The organism is Novosphingobium kalidii (genome assembly GCF_040534015.1).
GTDB lineage: Bacteria > Pseudomonadota > Alphaproteobacteria > Sphingomonadales > Sphingomonadaceae > Novosphingobium > Novosphingobium kalidii.
This window is the reverse complement of sequence record NZ_JBEWLY010000013.1, coordinates 233,550-253,544: the sequence shown is the minus strand read 5'-3', so window position 1 is coordinate 253,544 and position 19,995 is coordinate 233,550. Positions and strand designations below refer to the sequence as shown.

Genomic DNA, 19,995 nt, shown 5'->3' with positions numbered 1-19,995 from the left:
AGGGGATCATGCAATGACAAGTTCGGCTACCAGAATCGGTATCATTGGCAGCGCTGGACGCATGGGACAGGCGATCGCCGCCGCCATCAGTGAGGCTGGGCACGTGCTTGCCGGCGGGATCGACAAGGATGGAGACGTCGCCGCGCTGGCAGCGCAAAGCGACGTTCTAGTGGACTTCTCCTCTCAGGCAGCGCTGGAAGGCAATCTCGATGCGGCGACCACGGCCGGCGTGCCTGTCGTTATCGGCACCACAGGCCTTGAGGAGCGCCACCACTTCCTGATCGATCACGCGGCGGAAACGATACCGGTACTCCAAACCGGCAATACATCGCTGGGCGTCACGCTTCTTGCCCACCTCGTAAAGGAAGCCGCCAGCCGCTTGGGCGAGGATTGGGACATCGAGATCGTGGAGACGCACCACCGGATGAAGGTGGACGCGCCGTCGGGCACTGCCCTGCTCCTGGGCGAAGCGGCGGCCGAGGCGCGCAGCATCGACCTTGCGACCGATGCTGAACGCGGACGTGACGGCATGACCGGCAAGCGCGGCACCGGCACCATCGGCTTTGCAGCGCTGCGAGGCGGCACTGTGGCGGGCGACCACTCGGTCCTGTTCCTCGGCGCGCACGAGCGCCTCACGCTTTCTCACCTAGCCGAAGATCGCAGCATCTTCGCCAAGGGGGCCGTGCGCGCATGCGAATGGCTCGCGAGCCAAAGCGCTGGCCGCTACACCATGCCGGAGGTGCTGGGTCTTTGAAAAAGGCCGACATCTTCGAGTTCTTCCGTCGCCTTGCCGAGCTGAACCCGGATCCGGAGACGGAGCTGGAATACGGCAACGTCTATCAGCTCCTCGTTGCGGTGGTGTTATCGGCGCAGTCGACCGACGTGGGCGTCAACAAGGCGACACGCGCGCTGTTCCGCGACGTGAAAACCCCCGCGCAGATGATCGCGCTGGGCGAAGAGGATTTGAAGCAGCACATCAAGACCATTGGTCTCTTCAACTCGAAGGCGAAGAACGTCATCGGGCTGTCCGAGATACTCGAGCGGGACTACGGCGGCGAAGTACCCGCTGACCGCGACTCCCTCACCGCGCTGCCGGGAGTGGGCCGCAAGACCGCCAACGTCGTGTTGAACTCGGCGCATGGCGCGGAGACCTTTGCGGTGGACACCCATATCTTCCGCGTCTGCAATCACACGGGCCTTGCCAAGGGAAAGACCCCGCTCGCTGTCGAGCTTGGGCTGGAGAAGAAAGTGCCCGGCCCCTTTCGCGTCGGAGCGCACCACTGGCTGATCCTGCACGGCCGCTACATCTGCAAGGCGCGGACGCCTGAGTGCTGGCGCTGCCCTGTGGTGGACTTGTGCGCCTACAAAGCGAAGGTGCTGGAGAAGCCGGGCCGGAAAGCGCTCTCCTGAGCCTAGCCCTCGCCAACCACAGCTGAGATCACCGTGGCGGCGACGATATCGCCGATGACGTTGAGCGTGGTGCGGCACATGTCGAGGAAGCGATCCACGCCCAGGATCAAGCCGATACCTTCCGGCGGCACGCCCACGCTGCCGAGGATCAGCGCGATTACCGGAAGCGATCCCGCCGGTACGCCTGCTGTACCCACGCCCGCCAGGATGCACACCAGCATAACGAAGAACTGCTGCCCCAGATCGAGATCGACACCGAAGAACTGCGCCAGGAACAGCACTGTCACGCCTTCGAACATGGCGGTGCCGTTCTGGTTGGCAGTCGCGCCGATCGTAAGCACGAAGCGGGCGACCTTGGGCGGCAGCTTCAGCTCCGTGTCGGCAACGCGCAGCGCCGTGGGCAGCGTCGCGTTGGAACTGGCTGTCGAGAAGGCCATGAGGCTCGCTTCGCGCGTCTGACGGAAGAAGGTGACCGGGTTCCGCTTGGCGACGAACGCCAGCAGCGCCGAGAACACGCCAAACATCTGGAGCCCGAGCGCGAGCAGGACCACGCCCACGTAAGCCGCCAGCTTGAACAGCAAGTCCCAGCCGAACTGCGCGGACAAGTTGAACATGAAACAGAAGATCGCGATCGGCGCGAGCTGGATGACGATGCCGATCAGCTTCATCGCAACTTCGAAGATACCTTCGATCGAGTCCTTGAGAGTGAGGGAGCGCGGCGTTTGCACCAGCAGCAGACCGATCCCGAAGAACAGCGCGAAGAACATGACCGCCAGGATGTCGTTCTGGCTCATCGCCGAAACGATGTTCGTCGGCACCAGACCCAGCACCGCATCAACGCCGCTGGCAGACTCCTGGGAACTGGCGACGATCCCGGCTGCCGCCTGGCCGCCCTGCTCCAGGAGAGCCTGCGCTGCATCGCGATCGACGCCAGCTCCCGGACGCAGCAGGTTCACGAGCGTCAGCGAGAGCGCAACCGCGATGCCGGTCACGATCACCGTATAGACCAGCGTCGCAAGTCCCATGCGACGCAGCGCTCTGATCTCGCCCATCTCGGCAATGCCGATCACCAACGCAGAGAACAGCAGCGGCAACACCAGCATGAACAGCAGGCGCAGGAATACCTGCCCGATCGGCCCGGTGACGTAAGTGACCACAGTTGCAACCCACGGAGCACCGGCCGCGAAGGTATAGACCAGCAGGCCGGCGACAAGGCCGCCAACGAACCCGATCAGTATCCGCCACTGCAGCGCACCCGACTGCGCCTCGCCCACGGGCTGCTCGGCAGCGGTGACGTCATTCATGCAGCTGGGTGTCCTTCGGTGTGTATGTAAATGAGGCACAAGGGAAGCAAGCGCAGGCTTTGGGCGCAAGCCCGCAGTTGCGTGGCGTTCATGAGCTTTCGGCCTGTGGTGCGGCAAGGCGGAAGGATTGTCCTTCGGGCGGTGCTGCAACGGCCTCAAGCCCCTGTTCGCGCAATAGCGTGGCAATGGCCGCAGCACGCCGCTGCGCGAGCAACGGGCGCTCCGGTGTGGGCTCCACGAGACCAGGCACCGCCAGGGCGCCGATATTCCAGCGCCGCGCGGCCCAAACGGTGGTCAGCACGGCCTCCCGCGTGGCGCCTTGAAGAGTGTCTTCGCCGTCTGCAAACGTGATCGTTGGGAAAGGGCCTTGGGGTGGAATGATGGCTATACTCCATCCCGGGGTATCGGATTGCGCCCGCTCTTCCAGGGCACGATACGTTTCCAGCGTGGCGCCAGGAAGCGGTGCAGCAACGACTGTGGCACGCCGATGGTCCCGGTCGACCGTCACCATCTCCGGCGCTACGCCTGCCGCCAGCGCAAGCACCCTGGCGAGGGCCGCCACCCGTGCGTTCTGACCGCTCAATGCATCGGCGGCCTGCCGTAGTTCCTCACGCTGCGCATCAAGCGCCCCCGCGCCCGGTTGCAGCAGCACCTGATCGATCTGCAGCCGCAGCGGCTTTCCGACGCGCTGCTCAAGCTCCTCCTGCAGGGCGGCAGAGCGCTGCATGCGGGTACGCGGCGTGATGACCACCGCGCGGAAGCGGACCGGGCTTGCATCGAAGTTGGCGTCAAGCTGGGTAACGCGAGCCTCCGCGCCGAACTGTTCGGACAAGAAGGAGCGCACCTGGGAGACGGTCAGCGCTTCGCTGGCGATCTGCTTGAGCGACAAGCCGAGCGGAATCGCCATTCCCGCAAAAACCAGAAGGAGCACCACTGTTTGCATCCAACTCTGCTGGCTCGAGAGGAAATGGCCGAAACCATAGAACCGCGCCATCACGGTGGCCGAAAGCGCGATGGTGACGAAGTTCGTCACGTAAAGCGCAGAGGCACCCGCCAGAACCGGCATGTTCCATGTGGCCAGACCATAACCGACGACGGCGAGCGGCGGCATCAAAGCAGTGGCGATGGCAACGCCGACGATCGTCTCGCCGCGGCCGCGGATAATCGCAAAGGTGCCTGCCAGGGCAGCGAAGAGCGCGACGAGCAGGTCGAATAAGTTCGGCCGCGTCCGCGCGATGATTTCAGTGGTGGGCGCCTGCAGTGGCGAAAACGCGACGATCAGCCCGGTAAACAGCACCGCGCAGGCCGATCCTGCCGCTAGCGCGATCATCGCCCGGCGCATCTCGGCGAAGTCGAATAGCGCCAAGCTGAAACCAAGCCCCAGGATCGGGCTCATCAGCGGCGAGATGAGCATGGCGCCAATCACCACCGCTGGCGAGGAAAGCAGCAGGCCGAGCACAGCAATCCCGGCCGACATCATCGTCATGAACAGGTATCGAGGCGACCACCCGCTCTCGTCGACGATCTTTTCGATCACCCGGCCATGATCGACGCTCCCCACGATGTGCTCACGCCACCACCGATAGAGCGGGACATCATCCAGACGATCGTGCACCGCCGAGGCAAGCCCCTCCGTTTGTAGCACATGCGCCATTCGGCCTCCTGGCCGCAGCGGCGGCATTTCCTTCAAATCGACAGGCGCAAACGGCCTAGCGCAGCACACTTAACCGGGTCTTTGCCGTGATCCAACCTGCTCCGTATGACGCTCGCAGGCGGGGGAGCCACTCCCTTCCCCTAGCGTGCCAGCGCCGCCTGCGCGATCCGGCGGTATATGCGAGCAAGCGCCTCCAGATCGGCAAGCGCCACAGCCTCGTCCCGCTTGTGCATCGTCGCGTTGCACAAGCCGAACTCTATCACCGGCGAGAGGTCCTTGAGAAACCGCGCGTCGGAGGTGCCTCCGCTGGTGGAAAGCTCCGGCCTGAAGCCCAGCTCGTCCTCTATGGCGGCGCTCACCATGTCAGAGAACGCGCCCGGCGGAGTCAGGAAAGCTTCGCCCGAAATCAGCGGCCGAGCGGTTGCACCATGACGTTGAGCCACTTCGGCCACGCGGTCGGCCAGCCCCGCTCCTGTGTGACAATCGTTGAACCGGATCGAAATGCGCGCGCTCGCCTTGGCCGGGATGACGTTGTGAGCCGGGTTGCCGACAGTGAGGTCGGTGACTTCCAGGTTCGAGGCCTGGAACCAATCCGTGCCCTCGTCGAGCGGCATGGCCTTGAGTTCGGCCAGCAACGCCACCAAGCGGGTAATCGGATTGTCCGCGAGGTGCGGATAAGCGACGTGGCCCTGTACCCCCTCGACATCGAGGAAGATGTTCACCGAACCGCGCCGCCCAATCTTGGCCACGTCGCCCAGCCGGTTGACCGACGTCGGCTCCCCCACCAGGCACAAGTCGGGAATGGCGTCGACTTCACGCATCTTGTCGATCAGCGCGAGGGTTCCGAACCGCGCGGGGCCTTCCTCGTCGCCCGTTATTACGAAGCTGATCGTACCCGCATCCGCCGGAATCTTGCGGACAGCGCCGACCATGGCCGCGATCGCCCCCTTCATGTCCACTGCACCACGACCGTAAAGCAACTCGCCCCGGATCTCCGGTGAGAAAGGCGCGCTCGTCCACCCCTCGCCCGGCGGGACGACGTCCACATGGCCGGCGAATGCGAAATGGCGTGAACCTTCCGGGCCTCGGCGGACCGCTAGCAGATTCTCTACCGGACCATCAGGCGCCGCGCCTGTGGTGAAGCGGATGACCTCAAAGCCGAGCGGCGCGAACTGCGCTTCCAAGCAGTCGAACACCGCGCCAGCGGCAGGCGTTACGCTGGGGCAGGCAATCAGCGCTTCTGCCATCTTGGCAACGCTCGGCGAAAGGATAGCGGACTGGCTCATCTTGGCGCTATCGCATATGCACGCTTGCGATACGACACAAGCGCGAGTGATTGTATGCCCAAGCTCGACGTCGACGAGATTCAACAGGCGAACCGTACCGGCTATCCCTCCCCTTACGACGAAGCCGTAGCCGGACGCTGGTGGCGGCGCCTCGGCCCCATCGTGGGCCTGACGCACATGGGAGCCAGTCACGTCGTGCTCGAACCTGGCGCCTGGTATAGCCAGCGCCACTGGCACGACGATGAGGATGAACTGGTCGTCGTGCTCACCGGCTGCGCAGTGCTTGTGGAAGGCCCGGCGGGAGAGGAGCCGAAGCGCACCCCGCTGAATCCGGGCGACATCTGTTCGTGGGCCAGCGGGGACGGGATCGCCCATCATATCGTAAATGAGAGCGAGGAGCCGTGCAGCTTTCTCGCGGTGAGCGCCGGCAACAGCCAAGGCTCCGGCGGTTATGCTGACATCGACATGGTCTTCAATGCCGACAGATATTTCCGCAAGGATGGCACGGCTTACCCCACTGAATTGCTACGCTGACCTGCCTCGCTGGCTCATCGGACTACCGGCTCATTGCGTGACCGGCACCTCGAACTGCTCGATCACCCAGTCCTCCCTCTCCGCAGCGGCGAACCACTGGCGCATCCACTCATGTTCCCAGACGGCCTCGACATAGGATTGCGCGAAGCCCGGCATCGGGATGCCGTAAGTCAGGAAACGACTCACGACAGGGGCGTAGATCAAGTCGGCAGCGCAGAATGTGCCGAACAGAAACGGCCCACCTTGCCCGAAGCGAGCGCGTGCCTCAGCCCACAGAGTTAGAATCCGTACGATGTCGTCGCGAACCTCAGGGGAGAGGCTGGCGCCTCGCGTCCGGGCTCGCACGTTCATCGGACAGGAGCGACGCAGCGGCAGATAGCTCGAGTGCATTTCGGCAACCATTGAGCGGGCCATGGCCCGAGCGGCGTCTTCCTTCGGCCAGAACCTGTCGCGCCCGACCTTGTCGGCCAGGTACTCGATGATGGCGAGACTGTCCCAGACGACCGCGTCGCCATCCCACAAGACCGGCACTTTGCCCGATGAGGGTGCGAGCTCTTCCGAGTCGCGCTTTTGCTGCTCCCAGTCCTCGCCCAGAATCGGCACCGTCAGCTCCTGGAAGCTCAGACCCGACTGCTTGCAGGCAAGCCAGGCGCGAAGGCTCCAGCTCGAATAGTTCTTATTGCCGATGATCAGCTTCATGGGCGGCGCCCCTCCCTCTCCTGTTCAGCTATCGGTTCATTCTTGCGGTGTCGATACTGAACGCCGGACGGCGCGAACGGATGCACACGCAACCTCACCTTCCCCGCGCGAGTTGGTCAGGACAGGGAGCGATCCACTATGATCAAAGCGATTCTGACCGTCACCGCCGCCTCCGCTGCGCTCATCGGCTGCAGCGGTCCCGCACAGACAGAGACGGCCCATCAGGAAAGCCCCACGACTTCCGGCATGACCCCGGCCGCGCGCCTAGCGCCCTCCGCTTCAGCCTCCGGGCAGTCGTCTTCGGCAGCGCAGAATGCTGTCGCTGTGCCAGAGCAACTCTCAGCGGAAGCTGCAAAGGGTGCGCCGGGCGCTCGGGCGGTGATTGCCGCATGGGCTCGGGCCTTGGAAAATCATCAATTCGGCGCTGCTTGGGATCAATTTCGAAATCCCCCAGCCTCACGAGATGCTTACGCGCGGTGGTGGCAGCGCTATCGCACCATGAATGTGCAGGTCAACGCCGGCACGATCGAGGGCGCGGCAGGCTCTCTTTACTACTCAGCGCCGGTGACGATCACGGGTACGACCAGTTCGGGCGATCCATTCCGCCTGGCAGGTGAAGTGATCCTTCGGCACGTAAATGATGTGGAAGGCGCAACGCCGGAGCAACTGCGCTGGCACATCGATTCAGCCGATCTGAAAGACGCGTGATTCTCTGCTGGTCGAGAATGCCGACGCCCTGTGACGGCAGCGAGCTGCCGCCTAAATCTCGCTGTCGGCCAGCACTGCAGCGCGCAGCTCGGCGATGCCCAGGCCCTTCTCCGAAGACGTAACGTGTACCTCCGGATAGGCGGCAGAGTGCTTGCGAGCCTCAGCCACAGTCGCGGCAGTCACCGCCTCCAGTTCGCTTGCCTTGATCTTGTCTGCCTTCGTCAGAACGATGCGGTATCCGACTGCCGCTTCGTCCAGCATCTGCATCATCTCTGCATCGACCGGCTTCACACCGTGGCGCGCGTCAATCAGCAATAGATTGCGCTTCAAGACCACTCGGCCGCGCAGATAGTCACGTACGAGCCGCCGCCACTTCTCGACGACTGCGGGCGGGGCCTTGGCGAAACCGTAGCCGGGCATATCCACGAGTCTGAAGATTGTGGGAGTACCGACTTCAAAGAAGTTGAGTTCCTGCGTCCGACCCGGCGTCACCGACGTGCGCGCAATCGACTTTCGCCCCGTAAGAGCATTGAGCAGCGACGATTTTCCGACGTTCGAGCGCCCGCAAAAAGCAATCTCGGGGACCTCTGGCTCCGGCAGGAACTGAAGCTGCGGGGCGCTCAGCAGAAAGGTGACCGGGCCCGCGAACAGCTTGCGCGCACGCTCCACATCAACAACCTCGGTCTCGTTCATCTCTTCAGGCACCATGTTTTGCAGCTTTGTCCTGCTCGCTGGCGCGCCGCTTGTCGGCGGCGTCCTTCTCCGCCTGCGCCTTGAGCTGCGGATGGCGGCTGTAGAGGAACTTCTGCTGCGCGATCGTCAGGATGTTGGAGGTGATCCAGTAGATCAGCAGACCCGCAGCAAAGGGCGCCATCACGAACATCATGATCCACGGCATCAGCATCATGACCTGCTGCTGAGCAGGATCGCCTTGGGCGGGATTGAGCTTGAACTGCAGGTACATCGTGACGCCAAGCACCACCGCGAGCACGCCGATGCCAAGGAAGCTGGGCGGATCGAATGGAAGCAGGCCGAACAGGTTAAGGATGTGCAGCGGATCGGGCGCAGACAAGTCCTTGATCCACAGCGCAAAGGGCTGGTGACGCATCTCGATGGCGAGGATCAGCACCTTGTAGAGCGCGAAGAACACCGGAATCTGCAGGAAGACAGGAAGGCACCCGGCGAGCGGATTCACCTTCTCCTGCTTGTACAGTTCCATGATCTTCTGCTGCTGCGTCTGCTTGTCGTCCTTGTAGCGCTCCTGCAGCGCCTTCATCTTGGGCTGGATAGCACGCATCGCGGCCATGCTGGCGAACTGGCGCTGTGCGACCGGGAACATGATGCCGCGAACCACGACCGTCAGCAGGATGATGGCCACACCGAAATTGCCGACGAGCTTGAACAGAGACAACAGCAGCCAGAAGATCGGCTTTTCGAACCAGCGGAACCAGCCCCAGTCGATCGCGAGGCCGAAATTCTTGATTCCGCCCTCTTCGTAGCGGTCGAGCACGGCGTGTTCCTTGGCGCCGGCGAACAGCTTGGTCGTGAGCGCCAGCTGCTGGCCCGGCTGCACCACTGTCTTGTCATAGACGAGGTCCGAGCGGAACAGCGAATTACCCAGCGAACGGAACGTGCCGGAGGCAGCCGCTTCGGCCGGAGCCAATGCAGACATCCAGTAGACGTCCGTGAAGCCGATCCAGTTGGCACGCCCCGCCGTACTCACGGTGCCGCTTTCCACGACATCGCTGTAGTCGGTGCCGAAAGCGACGGAGCCGTCGAAGGCGCCGATCGGACCGGAATGGACGTTCCAGGTATCGAGGCTTGCCGTCCGATCCGTGCGATTGATAAGGCCGAACGGCTGCACCGCGACCGCACCGCTTCCGCGGTTGATAAGCCGCTGGGAGGCAGTGATCAGATAGTCCTCGTCGATTCTGAATGTGATCGCGAAGGTCTGTCCCGAACCGTTCTGCCACGTCAGCGTCAGCGGAGACTGCGTCGTCAGCTTCGCGCCTTCGGGCGCTGTCCAGACGGTGTTGGCGTTCGGAGTATCGATGCCCTCACCAACCCAGCCGAACTGCGCGAACTGCTGCGCTGGCGTTCCTGCCGGCGAGTAGAGGCGGACCGGGCCCGAGTCCTTGTCGACCATCTCGCGATGGCGATTGAGGACGAGATCGTCGATGATAGCGCCCCGCAAATTGATCGAGCCGGAGACGCCGTCGGCAGCAATCGGAACACGCCCGCCGGAAGAGAGAGCAGTCCTGAGGTCCTGCTGCTCCAGTTGAACGTCGGCGGCGTCGGTCAAACCACCCTCGCGCGTCGGCTTGCCAGGGCTGACCGCATTGTCGGCACCGCCGCTCTCGACCACTTGAGTGGGGGTCTTGCTCTGCGGGTAGAAGTACCCGACCGCCGCGTCCCACCCGAACAGGACGAGCGCAGTCAGCAGGACCGCAAGGATGATATTGCGCTGATTCTCCACGAAGCTTTCAAGTCCCGTTTTTGAGCGGTTGCCCGAGCGTCAGGGCACGGGGTCCGGGCCATGCCCGCCCCAAGGGTGGCAGCGCAATATACGCTTGATCGCCAGCCAGCCACCCTTAATCGCACCGTGTTTTCCCAAAGCCTCGATCGCATACTGCGAGCACGACGGCTGGTAGCGGCAAGTGGGCGGCATTACCTGCGAAGGCCCGAGCTGCCACGCGCGAGCCACTAGAATCAACGCCTTTCGCGGGAGGTCGGACCAGCGCATCAGCGCTTCTCGCGCTTGCGCCGGGGCGAGTCACCCTTGCCTGCCCGCGCCCGGGCGAGCGCCGCAACAAGCTCTTCGCGCAATCGCGAGAAGTCTCGTTCCATCCCCCCTTCACGTCCGATCAGGACGTGATCGGTATCTGGCAGACCGTGATCCGCGAGGACCTCGCGCGCGAGAGCGCGGAAGCGGCGCTTCATGCGATTGCGCACAACCGCGTTGCCGATCTTCTTGGTGACCGTGATGCCGAGACGAAGCCCCTGCCCCTCGTTGCCCCGCGCCAGGAGCACGAAACCCGGCCGCGCCACTCTCAACCCGCGATTGGCGGCCAGGAAGTCGGCCCGCCGAGTCATCATGAGGTAGGGTGCAGCCACGCGGCCAGAGATAGGGACAGAGTTCCGCCAAACAAAGCGGCACCGCATCTCGCCTCCGCAACAATCATGCGGAAGCGAGATGCGGCGCCGCCAAGCAGGGGGGCAAGCCCCCAGCGGAAGTTGGCTCAGGCCGACAGCTTCTTGCGGCCGCGCGCACGGCGGGCACGCAGGACCTTGCGACCACCGACAGTCGCAGTGCGAGCGCGGAAGCCATGGCGGCGAGCGCGGACAAGGCGGCTGGGCTGGAATGTGCGCTTCATGGCGAAACCTCAAAATTGGCGCCATCACGGCGCGAACAAAAAGGGCCGCTCACATCGGAGCGACCGTTCATCAGGCTGGCGCGACTAGTGCAGCACGCCGAGCGAGTCAAGCCACTCCCCGTAGAGGGTGTTGACGCAGTTTCAAAATTGACCACGACTTCTCCGGTGCTGCCTTTCACAAGCGCGCGTTCGGGTTTCCGGAAGAACTTTGTTGTGTCTACTTTGCCGCGAAGTCAGATGTGGTAGAAAAAGACCAGCCCAGTGGGCTGATCCACTGTGAGGTAAACCCAGCAGACTCCGCCATCCGCCCTTTTGAGCGCAGAGCCCCGATCATTTACGCCGACGACGGGGCATAATTCGTCAGCTTGAATACGACTGGCTGTTACCGGGCGCGAGTGATTCAAGAAGTTGATCGCCCAATGCAGGACTGGCGCCGCCTCGTCCCGCTAAGATCGCCGCCCGACCTCCTTCTTCCCGCATGGCTCTCACAGCCACCCTCATCTTGCGGCTGGGACAGGTGGTCGTGAGCCTGAGCCCAGATGGCCGGCACCCTTCCCCTGCCTAGAGACCTAGTGTACTCTCATTCCTTCAATTCAGACCTCACTTGCCGCAGGGAGGCAGGCACTCATGACGCTTTTCGATAGAGGCAGACATAACGCTACGCCTGCAGTGCCCCCCCCAACTGAGATCATCCTTTCCGAGATCCGCGAGATCGCTAGTCGGACGGAAAAGCTCCAAAACGCCATACGCGAAATCGCGGATCGCACGGAAGATCTCCAATCTCGTGGTGACGACCGGACGCGCCACATTTTTCACTACCTATACGATGTGGCCAAGAAGGAATCGGCCGACTTCATCTATCAAAATCTTCATAGTGCAGTTCTTCTGCACAGCCACCTCGACCTTCTTGAATATGCTTTGAAGAAGGCGAGCGCTGGTGATGTAATCGAGTTTGGCGTATTCCAGGCGACCTCCACCAATCATATCGCGAAAGTGATCGCGCCGGCAAAAATCTACGGCTTTGACTCTTTTCAGGGCTTGCGCGAAGATTGGGTGGGCCACGTGGCGCTCGCCGGCGGGTTCGATCTAAATTCCCAACTCCCCGAGGTGGAAGAGAATGTCACACTCGTGCCGGGATGGGTTCAGGATACGCTCCCGCCGTTCCTTGCTGATCGGCCGAAGAAGTCGGTAGCTTTCGTCCACTTCGATCTTGATACCTACGAGTCTTCCAAATACGCGCTGGCGACAGTGGCCCCCTGGCTCGCTGACCGGGCCATCTTCGTTTTTGATGAGTACCACTCCTTTCCCGGTTGGAAGGTTGGCGAAAAGCTCGCATTTGAGGAGTGGTTGCCGACATCTGGCTACGCAGCAAAGTTCATAGGCTTCTCTTGGGAGCAGGCTGCGGTCGAGGTTACGCGCATCCAGTGACAGGCGGGGGCCGGCTAATCCGGCTCCTGCCGATCGCCCCAGTTCGGATGATCCTGCACCTCGCCTCGGAGCTTACGATACGCCGCTTTCTTCGCTCGCTTGATAACAGGGGCCACCGTAGGATCAACTCGCGCAGGTCGGTGAAGAGCGCCATGTTGGTTGCCCTATCTGACGTGCCCCCCCCCGGTTTTCCTCCAAGTCCGAATAGAGTCTTGCCCGAAAGAAGGACGGACAAGGAAGCGACAAAGGTTCATGGAAGAGCAGGTCATCGGGTGCTAAATGAGGCCGAGGCAGGGGCGAAGACCAGCGATTTGGCCCGGCGTCCTGGCGTCTCGAAAGCGATGATCTACAAGTGGCGGGTCAAAAATGACCTGGAGGTGTCCGAGGCGAAGCGGCTACGAGCGCCTGAGGATGAGAACGCCAAGCTGAAGCGGCGCCTGATTGAGACGATGCTTGATGATGCCGGCCTGAAGGATCATCTCGCAAAGCTAGAAGCCTCCATTAACCAGTTAATATTACATGGCTTCTCGACGGCATGGCACTTCCCAACCACGACGCTCGAAGAGGCCATTACCCATGCCTCCTCATGCAAGCCGGAATATCACAAACCGTGCAAAAAGTGCTTTGGCGAATACTACACGCTTTACCGCTATGGTCGCCGCCTCTGATCGCTCGGCCAAGTGAGCGGCCCGTCGGGACAGCATCTATGTACAAGCCGTCAGTCTCCGTGTCGCTAATTTGAAACTGCGTCACCGCCGCCGTAGATGCCGCGCTAGCCTCATTGTTACCGCCGTTCCGGCGCCAATGTGAAAGCTTTGTAACTCGACACGTTGCGACCTGCAGTCCATCGCGCAGCACATACGTGAAGCCAAGTGGGGGAGCCGGGTGGTCGCGCTAGTCTCGACAGTGGCCTACCTCGGCCTAGAAGCACGAAGTGTCGAGGTGCAGTGCCAGATTGCTGCCGGCTTGCCCGCCTTCCAGGTCGTCGGGCTTCCGGACAAAGCCGTTGGCGAGAGCCGGCAACGCGTTAACGCGGCGCTCTCATCGATGGGGCTCGCCCTCCCGCCCAAACGCATCACCATCAACCTTTCGCCCGCCGACCTGCCGAAAGAAGGCTCCCACTACGACCTCCCCATCGCACTGGCATTGCTAGCCGCCATGGGAGTTGCCGATGCCGAGCAACTCGGAGACTTTGTCGCTGTCGGCGAACTCGCGCTGGATGGCCGCCTCATTCCGTCACCCGGTGTTCTGCTTGCCGCGCTGCACGCCAGCGCCTCCGAGAAAGGCCTGATCTGCCCTGCCGGACAAGGCTCCGAAGCGCGCTGGGCCAGCGGCGTCCCCGTGCTCGCGGCTCCCAATCTTGTTAGCCTGCTCAACCACCTCAAGGGCACCCAAGTGCTCCCGACACCTGAATTGGGGCGAGCTGATCCGCCGGTGCTCGGGCCGGATTTGCGGCAGGTGAAAGGGCAGGAGATCGCCAAGCGCGCCCTTGAAATCGCCGCGGCCGGATCTCACAACCTGCTGATGATCGGACCGCCGGGAGCAGGAAAATCCCTTCTGGCAAGCTGCCTTCCCGGCATCCTGCCCGAGCTCACTCCGGAAGAGGCACTGGAGACCTCTATGGTCGCAAGCGTGGCCGGAACGTTGGAAGGGGGCCGCATCAGCCGCGCCAGGCCGTATCGTGCGCCCCATCATTCAGCCTCGATGGCAGCACTGACGGGCGGTGGGTTGAAAGTGAAGCCGGGTGAGGTCTCGATGGCGCACTTTGGCGTGCTGTTCCTCGACGAGCTGCCCGAATTTCAACGAGCGGTCCTCGATTCGCTGCGCCAGCCGCTCGAGACCGGCGAGGTGACCGTCGCAAGAGCCAATGCCCACGTGACCTACCCTGCTCGCGTCCAACTCATCGCAGCGATGAATCCCTGCCGCTGCGGACACCTGGGCGACCCGGCGCTAGGCTGTAGCCGAGCACCCCGTTGCGCTGCGGACTATCAAAGCAAAGTATCCGGTCCACTGCTCGACCGCATCGATCTTCATGTTGAAGTGGAGGCGGTCAGCGCGGCAGATCTGGCTCTTCCGCCAGCTAGTGAGGGCAGCGAGCAAGTGGCAGAGCGTGTGCGGCTAGCGCGCGCCATTCAGTCGGAGCGTCTCAAGGGCACCTCTGCTCGCACCAATGCTGAACTGCAGGGCGACCTCCTGGACGCACACGCTTCGCCGGACGAGCAGGGCAGGAAGCTATTGCTCCAGGCGGCCGAGGCCGTCAGGCTTTCGGCCAGAGGCTACACGCGAATCTTGCGCGTCGCGCGAACCATCGCTGACCTCGCGAGCGCCCCGATCATAGGGCGCGCTCATATAGCCGAGGCGCTGAGCTATCGCCGTCAGCCGCCACGCGCTTAGCTCCGCTGCTGGCGACCGATATCGACGATGCTCGGGACAGATGATAGATTGTCGAGGGCCCCGGCCCCAACCAGTTACGGTGGCGCCGGGGTTGCTCTTTCGCCTCATTCCGCTCGCGAGCCGTGTCGCTCTTAGATGCTACGGGGCGTACGCGCTTGCGAGGAGTTGTGCCCGCCGTTGCGGTAAAGAACCTCACGGACACGCTGGGTATCCACTCCGGTGTCCTCGACCACCACGAGCACAGCGCCGTCCTTCATACGGTCGCCGTAGTAGGAAGCATCCTCCTTGCTGACGCCGTGCTTGGTCAGAGCCTCATTCAAGGTGCCGCCAATCGCGCCCACAGCTGCACCGATGCCCATCGCCTCGGGAACCGCGGTAGCAGCAATCGCGCCGGCAGCGGCCAAGGCGCCGACTCCTGGAATGGCGAGCGCGGCTACGCCAAGACCCGCGCCAAGCGCGCCACCGCCCAGGATGCCGCGTAGGATGTTGCGGTGATGCTCGTCGGTTATCTCACCATCGCCAGAGCGTGCGGTGGTCGTGCCGCCATGATGGGCAATAACCGAAAGATCGTTGTCGCTAAGACCGAGCGCTCTCAGTTCCGAAACTGCACGCTCCGCTTCCGCGTGCGTATCGAAAATTGCTGAAGCTTTACTCATGAACATTCTCTCCTCTGCGAAGCCGCGAGTCGGCCACACCTCTAACCGGAGGAGCGGGCAATCGTTCCGAACTTGCCCTTCCAGTCGCCTTTCGTCAGCGAGAGGCGTCCGCCGTGCGTGTGATGACTGAGAAGCAGGACTCCACCGCTGCTCCAGGCTCCTTCAGAGTTAGGTGACATCGCTACCTGCCGAGTCAAAGGAATCAGCCGATTGCCAACTGACAAACTACATCCTTCGTTCAGTTGAGGGCTTCTATAAAGAACCTAAAGTACAGTTCTCAGGATAATCCACTCGACATTGTGTGTTCGCAGATCGTCCGAGGATTGATTTTATAGGAACCAACGGGATCGGCACTCCGTTACAAAGCAGACTGCCGCGACATTCCGGCGTCATCTATAACAATGGAGGACAGTTATGCATAAGCCACTATCCGCCGTCGCGCTGATTGCCGCCTTGGCTGTTGGCGCTCCCACCGCCGCAGCACAAGCCGGCGCGAAGCCAATGCACATGGGTGTTCATGATCGCGCCAGCTGGTTCGAAGCTGCCGACCGCGACGACAACGAGCAACTCTCGCGGGCAGAGTTTCGCGACTTCCGGACGAACACGATGCCACGCGACCAGCTGGCGATGTACCGCGCAGACAGGCGCAGTTCGATGTTTTCTCCGGTCGACAGGAGCTTTGCCCAGCTGGACCAAGACGGCAACGGCACGGTTTCGCTGACAGAATTTGCAAACGCACCTGCGGTGACAAAGCCGGCAAAAATCAACAACAGCGCCAACGCGACAAGCGCATCTGCGCGAACAACGAGCGACTGGTCGAATCCTGACTACGTCACCGCAACATACTACATGACGATTCAGCCGGTCGACGCGAAGGTAGTCGAGGGCAAACCCGTGGTGAATCTCAAGGGTGAGCGGGTTGGCAGGATCGATAGAATCGTTCGCACGCGAGACGAAAACCGCTATTATGCGATGATCGACTTGCAGGGTACGCCGTACTATATGCTTGGCAATACTCGCCGCGACGAGGCAGGCGTACCCCTGGATGACGTCCTGCTGTTCCGGGATGGCAGTTCGGTGATGCTATCGTCACGCGGTGAAGAATTTCTTCGGGAAACCGACGCTCGCGTCATCGAAAATCCTGAGCGGGTCGAACGCCTGTACCAAATCTGACCCACGATAACGCCATCGCATTAATCTGGCGCCACGAGCAACAATGCGTGGCGTCAGCTAGCGCTGAACTCCCGCCGTTCCCGACACGTGCGGCTCGGAGTCAGCCTCAGCGCAAGAGCGAAAAGATCAATCCTCCGCGTCGAGCTGGCGCAGAACCTCGGCTATCACTTGCGGGTCACATGCGAACCCAAGGTGGGTGCAGCGCAGAGCCACTGCACGGTCCCGCTCACCCGGCCAGCCGCAAGCGGACCGTGGGTGAACAACGCCGTCGCGCGGGCTCCACAAGGCAACCGTTGGCACCGGGGGCTTGCCGCCCAGCTCACACTCGATGGGCGGCTCGTCAACCGAGTGACCGGTGATGACCTGATAAGCGCGCCAAGCGTTGTTCGCCCGTGGGTTGCCCGAAAAGGGCGTGCCCATGGTGATCACGCGCGACACATTGTTCGGCTGGCGGCACGCGATCTCGCGGGCGAACAGGCCGCCTAAGCTCCAGCCGACGAGCGCTACGGGAGCTTTATGCTGCCGGGCAAGCGCACCGACCCGGCGCATGAGAAAAGTAAAGTTCTGCTCGGTAGGCCCCAAGTTCAGTCCCAGGCCCCAATCATGCAAAGAATGCCCCGCGCCCGTGAGTGCATCCGCCATAGGCCGCATGCGGACCGGATGCGCGCCAAAGCCCGGCAAGAGCATGACGGGCTGGGGATTGCGGGCTTTGGCAGGTTCGTGCCGTTCGGGCACACGGCGAAAGGACGCAAGTTCGCCCAGCAAGTACCGCAACGGCGGCCCGCTAACACCTTCGGGACGCGGCTCGCGTGCAAGCGCGGACCGTCGCAGGATCTCGCCCCGCGCCCGGCCGGCTCGCTCCCCGGCGATCTTCCAGAAGTTGTTCGCAACTGCCAACACGTTCGTTTTGCCCGCTTATCCCTATGCTCCGTCCGCACGGATCGTGCGCTACGCTCTCTAACCGCAACGTGTCAGCGGAGCCGAAGGTTTCTGCCTATAGCAGGGGCAGCTAAACGTCACTTGAACTGGCTCGCTGTAACAAAAGCGTCATCCGGTTGCGTGGCCGTCAGCTGCTGACGCCGACAGAGCGCACCATCGTTGCGGAGCGCAGCCACATACCCCATATGTTCCGCCATGGCAGAACTCGTCATCCGCAGGGGGCTGGAAGAGCCTGACACTTCCGGCAACTTCGTACCGCACAAGCCGCAACGCCCGGACAAGTCGCTGCCGGGCAAGCGTTTCGTGATTCAGTCGGACTATCAACCGGCCGGCGACCAGCCGACTGCGATCGCAGATCTTGTGGCGGCGACGCGTGAAGGCGAAAAGACACAAGTGCTGCTGGGTGTGACCGGCTCAGGCAAGACGTTCACCATGGCCAAGGTGATCGAGGAACTGCAGCGGCCTGCCTTGATTTTGGCGCCCAACAAGATCCTGGCCGCGCAGCTCTATGCCGAGTTTCGCGACTTCTTCCCGGATAATGCGGTCGAGTATTTCGTCTCGTATTACGACTACTACCAGCCCGAAGCTTATGTGCCGCGGTCCGACACCTACATCGAGAAGGAAAGCTCGGTGAACGAGGCGATCGATCGGATGCGCCACTCCGCCACGCGCGCGCTGCTGGAGCGTGATGATGTGATCATCGTGGCTTCCGTCTCCTGCCTCTACGGTATCGGCTCGGTCGAGACGTACTCGGCGATGATTTTTGACCTCAAGAAAGGCGAGACCGTCGACCAGAGCGAAACGATCCGCAAGCTGGTGGCTCTACAGTACAAGCGCAACGACGTGGCCTTCGCACGCGGCAATTTCCGCGTCCGCGGCGACAGCCTCGAGATCTTCCCATCGCACCTTGAGGACACCGCCTGGCGCATCAGCTTCTTTGGGGACGAGATCGAGGATATTGCTGAGTTCGACCCGCTGACTGGCAAGAAGGGTCAGAGCCTCGACAAGGTGCGCGTTTACGCAAACTCGCACTATGTTACCCCAGGGCCAACGATGAAGCAGGCAACGGAAGCGATCCGGTTTGAATTGACGGAGCGCCTCAAGGAGCTGGAGGCAGAAGGCCGGCTTCTGGAGGCTCAGCGACTGGAGCAGCGCACCAACTTCGATCTCGAAATGATTGCCGCAACCGGCGCATGCAACGGTATCGAGAACTACTCCCGCTTTCTGACCGGACGCTTGCCGGGAGAACCGCCGCCGACGCTGTTCGAGTACTTGCCCGACAACGCGCTGCTCTTCGTGGACGAGAGCCACCAGACGGTGCCGCAAGTCGGGGCGATGGCGAAGGGCGACCACCGGCGCAAGATCACGCTTGCCGAATATGGATTTCGCCTTCCAAGCTGCATCGACAACCGCCCGCTGCGCTTCAACGAGTGGGACGCGATGCGCCCGCAGACCGTCGCCGTCTCCGCAACGCCGGGCAGCTGGGAAATCGAGGAGGCGGGCGGCGTCTTTGCCGAGCAGGTGATCCGCCCGACCGGGCTCATCGACCCGCCGGTGGAGATCCGCCCGGTGGAGGACCAGGTCCAGGACTGCATTCAGGAGTGCAAGGCGACGGCAGCGAAGGGGTATCGCACGCTTGTCACCACCCTCACCAAGCGCATGGCCGAGGATTTGACCGAGTTCATGCATGAGGCTGGCGTGCGCGTGCGCTACATGCACTCCGATGTCGAAACGCTGGAGCGCATCGAACTGATCCGCGATCTTCGGCTAGGCGTCTACGACGTGCTGGTCGGCATCAACCTGCTGCGCGAAGGCCTCGACATTCCCGAGTGCGGTCTCGTCTGCATCCTTGATGCCGACAAGGAAGGATTCCTCCGCTCGGAGACCTCGCTGATCCAGACCATCGGGCGCGCCGCGCGCAACGTCGAAGGCCGCGTCATCCTCTATGCCGACCGGATGACCGGCTCGATGGAACGCGCGATCGCAGAGACCGACCGCCGCCGCGCGAGACAGCAGGAGTACAACGAACTCCACGGGATCACTCCGCAGACGATCAAGCGCCGCATCGCCGACATCGTGGCGGATACCGCCAGCCGCGACGGCGTGCTCATCGACATCGATGCGGAAGGCGAGAACAACCTCGTCGGCCACAACTTGCGTGGCTACATTGAAGAGCTCGAGAAGAAGATGCGCGCTGCGGCAGCAGATCTCGAGTTTGAGGAAGCCGGCCGCCTGCGTGACGAGATTCGCAAGCTTGAAGGCGAGGAACTCGGGCTTCCCGCGAGCGAGCACAAGGCGCCCAAAGTCGGGCGGAGCAACGAGGGCAAACCCGGTACACGCAAGCTGCGCTACGGAAAGACACAACGCAAGTTCGGGCGCTAGAACGCCTCTCGTCTCTTTCGAAAAGGTCTGCCTTAGGGTTCTGCCTCGCACGGG

General features: G+C 62.4%; 19 protein-coding genes and 1 pseudogene. 9 read left to right on the top strand and 11 right to left on the bottom strand.

Annotation, left to right across the window (positions count from 1 at the left end; translation table 11 throughout):
* Positions 1-13: 13 nt before the first annotated feature.
* Together dapB and nth are read left to right on the top strand one after the other, a co-directional pair.
* Positions 14-754 (top strand): 4-hydroxy-tetrahydrodipicolinate reductase, encoded by a 741-nt coding sequence (dapB, locus tag ABVV53_RS07955; protein WP_353983857.1) that lies wholly within the window; start codon positions 14-16, stop codon positions 752-754.
* Positions 751-1,410 (top strand): endonuclease III, encoded by a 660-nt coding sequence (gene nth, locus ABVV53_RS07950; protein WP_353983856.1) that lies wholly within the window; start codon positions 751-753, stop codon positions 1,408-1,410. Before dapB ends, nth begins: the two co-directional genes overlap by 4 nt.
* Positions 1,411-1,412: 2 nt before the next feature.
* Here the strand turns inward: nth and ABVV53_RS07945 are convergent, their stop codons facing one another.
* From ABVV53_RS07945 to dapE, 3 genes are all read right to left on the bottom strand, one after another.
* Complete coding sequence (locus tag ABVV53_RS07945; protein ID WP_353983855.1) at positions 1,413-2,714, bottom strand: dicarboxylate/amino acid:cation symporter; 1,302 nt, start codon at positions 2,712-2,714, stop codon at positions 1,413-1,415.
* A gap of 88 nt (positions 2,715-2,802) precedes the next feature.
* On the bottom strand, positions 2,803-4,368 hold the full coding sequence (locus ABVV53_RS07940; RefSeq protein ID WP_353983853.1) for a DUF389 domain-containing protein: 1,566 nt from the start codon (positions 4,366-4,368) through the stop codon (positions 2,803-2,805).
* A gap of 140 nt (positions 4,369-4,508) precedes the next feature.
* The gene (dapE, locus tag ABVV53_RS07935; RefSeq protein ID WP_353983852.1) at positions 4,509-5,654 is read right to left on the bottom strand and encodes a succinyl-diaminopimelate desuccinylase; all 1,146 of its coding nucleotides are present in this window, start codon (positions 5,652-5,654) and stop codon (positions 4,509-4,511) included.
* A 54-nt stretch (positions 5,655-5,708) separates the two neighbouring features.
* Here dapE and ABVV53_RS07930 point away from each other — a divergent pair, with 54 nt between their 5' ends.
* A complete protein-coding gene (locus ABVV53_RS07930) occupies positions 5,709-6,188 on the top strand; it encodes a cupin domain-containing protein (protein ID WP_353983851.1) in 480 nt (159 codons plus the stop codon).
* Positions 6,189-6,218: 30 nt separating this feature from the next.
* Here the strand turns inward: ABVV53_RS07930 and ABVV53_RS07925 are convergent, their stop codons facing one another.
* The gene (locus tag ABVV53_RS07925) at positions 6,219-6,887 is read right to left on the bottom strand and encodes a glutathione S-transferase family protein (protein ID WP_353983850.1); all 669 of its coding nucleotides are present in this window, start codon (positions 6,885-6,887) and stop codon (positions 6,219-6,221) included.
* Between the two features lie 138 nt (positions 6,888-7,025).
* Here ABVV53_RS07925 and ABVV53_RS07920 point away from each other — a divergent pair, with 138 nt between their 5' ends.
* Positions 7,026-7,595, top strand: a complete 570-nt coding sequence (locus tag ABVV53_RS07920; RefSeq protein ID WP_353983849.1) for a hypothetical protein — start codon at positions 7,026-7,028, stop codon at positions 7,593-7,595.
* Between the two features lie 51 nt (positions 7,596-7,646).
* Here ABVV53_RS07920 and yihA read toward each other — a convergent pair whose 3' ends face one another.
* The 5 genes from yihA to rpmH form a co-directional block, all read right to left on the bottom strand.
* Complete coding sequence (gene yihA, locus ABVV53_RS07915; protein ID WP_353983848.1) at positions 7,647-8,303, bottom strand: ribosome biogenesis GTP-binding protein YihA/YsxC; 657 nt, start codon at positions 8,301-8,303, stop codon at positions 7,647-7,649.
* Positions 8,293-10,071 carry a membrane protein insertase YidC gene (gene yidC / locus ABVV53_RS07910; protein ID WP_353983847.1) on the bottom strand — a complete coding sequence of 593 codons (1,779 nt, stop codon included), beginning with the start codon at positions 10,069-10,071 and terminating at the stop codon, positions 8,293-8,295. The genes yihA and yidC overlap by 11 nt, the downstream gene beginning before the upstream one ends.
* Before the next feature lie 39 nt (positions 10,072-10,110).
* Positions 10,111-10,338, bottom strand: coding sequence for a membrane protein insertion efficiency factor YidD (gene yidD, locus ABVV53_RS07905; RefSeq protein WP_353983846.1), 228 nt, complete (start codon positions 10,336-10,338; stop codon positions 10,111-10,113).
* Positions 10,338-10,691 carry a ribonuclease P protein component gene (rnpA, locus tag ABVV53_RS07900; protein ID WP_353983845.1) on the bottom strand — a complete coding sequence of 118 codons (354 nt, stop codon included), beginning with the start codon at positions 10,689-10,691 and terminating at the stop codon, positions 10,338-10,340. The genes yidD and rnpA overlap by 1 nt, the downstream gene beginning before the upstream one ends.
* 143 nt (positions 10,692-10,834) lie before the next feature.
* Complete coding sequence (gene rpmH, locus ABVV53_RS07895) at positions 10,835-10,969, bottom strand: 50S ribosomal protein L34 (protein ID WP_039388288.1); 135 nt, start codon at positions 10,967-10,969, stop codon at positions 10,835-10,837.
* Positions 10,970-11,596: 627 nt separating this feature from the next.
* Here rpmH and ABVV53_RS07890 point away from each other — a divergent pair.
* The 3 genes and pseudogenes from ABVV53_RS07890 to ABVV53_RS07880 all read left to right on the top strand — a co-directional run bounded on the left by ABVV53_RS07890 (position 11,597) and on the right by ABVV53_RS07880 (position 14,791).
* A complete protein-coding gene (locus ABVV53_RS07890) occupies positions 11,597-12,397 on the top strand; it encodes a class I SAM-dependent methyltransferase (protein WP_353983844.1) in 801 nt (266 codons plus the stop codon).
* A gap of 252 nt (positions 12,398-12,649) precedes the next feature.
* Positions 12,650-12,885, top strand: a pseudogene (locus ABVV53_RS07885) (transposase); the annotation flags it as partial.
* Between the two features lie 397 nt (positions 12,886-13,282).
* Positions 13,283-14,791 (top strand): YifB family Mg chelatase-like AAA ATPase, encoded by a 1,509-nt coding sequence (locus ABVV53_RS07880; RefSeq protein WP_353983843.1) that lies wholly within the window; start codon positions 13,283-13,285, stop codon positions 14,789-14,791.
* Positions 14,792-14,922: 131 nt separating this feature from the next.
* Here the strand turns inward: ABVV53_RS07880 and ABVV53_RS07875 are convergent, their stop codons facing one another.
* Positions 14,923-15,447: a hypothetical protein gene (locus ABVV53_RS07875; RefSeq protein WP_353983842.1), complete on the bottom strand. Its 525-nt coding sequence runs from the start codon at positions 15,445-15,447 to the stop codon at positions 14,923-14,925.
* Between the two features lie 414 nt (positions 15,448-15,861).
* On the opposite strand from ABVV53_RS07875, the gene ABVV53_RS07870 reads away from it, so the two are divergent.
* Complete coding sequence (locus tag ABVV53_RS07870; RefSeq protein WP_353983841.1) at positions 15,862-16,620, top strand: EF-hand domain-containing protein; 759 nt, start codon at positions 15,862-15,864, stop codon at positions 16,618-16,620.
* A gap of 126 nt (positions 16,621-16,746) precedes the next feature.
* On the opposite strand, the gene ABVV53_RS07865 is transcribed toward ABVV53_RS07870, so the two are convergent.
* Positions 16,747-17,520, bottom strand: a complete 774-nt coding sequence (locus ABVV53_RS07865; protein ID WP_419956761.1) for an esterase/lipase family protein — start codon at positions 17,518-17,520, stop codon at positions 16,747-16,749.
* A 234-nt stretch (positions 17,521-17,754) separates the two neighbouring features.
* On the opposite strand from ABVV53_RS07865, the gene uvrB reads away from it, so the two are divergent.
* On the top strand, positions 17,755-19,941 hold the full coding sequence (uvrB, locus tag ABVV53_RS07860) for an excinuclease ABC subunit UvrB (protein ID WP_353983840.1): 2,187 nt from the start codon (positions 17,755-17,757) through the stop codon (positions 19,939-19,941).
* Positions 19,942-19,995: the final 54 nt, after the last annotated feature.

What these genes read in the sequence shown, in the direction of transcription:
- dapB (WP_353983857.1), top strand. Translation starts at nt 14, where the DNA reads ATGACAAGTTCGGCTACCAGAATCGGTATCATTGGCAGCGCTGGACGC.
- ABVV53_RS07945 (WP_353983855.1), bottom strand. Translation starts at nt 2,714, where the DNA reads ATGAATGACGTCACCGCTGCCGAGCAGCCCGTGGGCGAGGCGCAGTCG.
- ABVV53_RS07940 (WP_353983853.1), bottom strand. Translation starts at nt 4,368, where the DNA reads ATGGCGCATGTGCTACAAACGGAGGGGCTTGCCTCGGCGGTGCACGAT.
- dapE (WP_353983852.1), bottom strand. Translation starts at nt 5,654, where the DNA reads ATGAGCCAGTCCGCTATCCTTTCGCCGAGCGTTGCCAAGATGGCAGAA.
- ABVV53_RS07930 (WP_353983851.1), top strand. Translation starts at nt 5,709, where the DNA reads ATGCCCAAGCTCGACGTCGACGAGATTCAACAGGCGAACCGTACCGGC.
- ABVV53_RS07925 (WP_353983850.1), bottom strand. Translation starts at nt 6,887, where the DNA reads ATGAAGCTGATCATCGGCAATAAGAACTATTCGAGCTGGAGCCTTCGC.
- ABVV53_RS07920 (WP_353983849.1), top strand. Translation starts at nt 7,026, where the DNA reads ATGATCAAAGCGATTCTGACCGTCACCGCCGCCTCCGCTGCGCTCATC.
- yihA (WP_353983848.1), bottom strand. Translation starts at nt 8,303, where the DNA reads ATGGTGCCTGAAGAGATGAACGAGACCGAGGTTGTTGATGTGGAGCGT.
- yidD (WP_353983846.1), bottom strand. Translation starts at nt 10,338, where the DNA reads ATGCGCTGGTCCGACCTCCCGCGAAAGGCGTTGATTCTAGTGGCTCGC.
- rnpA (WP_353983845.1), bottom strand. Translation starts at nt 10,691, where the DNA reads ATGATGACTCGGCGGGCCGACTTCCTGGCCGCCAATCGCGGGTTGAGA.
- rpmH (WP_039388288.1), bottom strand. Translation starts at nt 10,969, where the DNA reads ATGAAGCGCACATTCCAGCCCAGCCGCCTTGTCCGCGCTCGCCGCCAT.
- ABVV53_RS07890 (WP_353983844.1), top strand. Translation starts at nt 11,597, where the DNA reads ATGACGCTTTTCGATAGAGGCAGACATAACGCTACGCCTGCAGTGCCC.
- ABVV53_RS07875 (WP_353983842.1), bottom strand. Translation starts at nt 15,447, where the DNA reads ATGAGTAAAGCTTCAGCAATTTTCGATACGCACGCGGAAGCGGAGCGT.
- ABVV53_RS07870 (WP_353983841.1), top strand. Translation starts at nt 15,862, where the DNA reads ATGCATAAGCCACTATCCGCCGTCGCGCTGATTGCCGCCTTGGCTGTT.
- uvrB (WP_353983840.1), top strand. Translation starts at nt 17,755, where the DNA reads ATGGCAGAACTCGTCATCCGCAGGGGGCTGGAAGAGCCTGACACTTCC.